Consider the following 486-nt stretch of genomic DNA (forward strand, 5'->3'; position numbering starts at 1 on the left):
CGCCTGGCGACGGTCGACGAACTCCCGCGCGAGCTGCGCCGCGCACCACTGAAGTTCGATGCGCCGCAGCTTCTTACGCTGCCGGACATCTTCCCGAGCGGCCTGGGCAACAAGCTCACGTTCTCCGCGCTCAGCGAAGGCTACTACCGCACCGGTGCGACGTACACCGGCCGAATCCAGAACATCACCAAGTTCCTGCATCCCCTCGACGGGTTCGGTCAGTGGAATCGCGCTTACGGCCCCAAGGGTTTTCTGCAGTACCAGTTCGTGGTTCCACCCGGCCGGATCGACGAGTTCAAGCAGATCATCCAGTTCGTGCAGGCGTCCGGGCACGTCAGCTTCCTGAACGTCCTCAAAATGTTCGGCGAGGGCAACCGGGCGCCACTGTCCTTCCCGACCGAAGGCTGGAACGTCTGCCTGGACTTCCCGATCAGGAGGGGTGTCGACGACCTCGTGCGCGAACTCGACCGACGAGTGCTCGCGATC

General features: G+C 63.6%; 1 pseudogene. It reads left to right on the top strand.

Features of this window, described 5'->3' with window-relative positions:
- Positions 1 to 486 (top strand): annotated as a pseudogene (locus AC07RN_RS21000) (decaprenylphosphoryl-beta-D-ribose oxidase); the annotation flags it as partial.

Source organism: Lelliottia sp. GFLA7 (assembly GCF_056490165.1).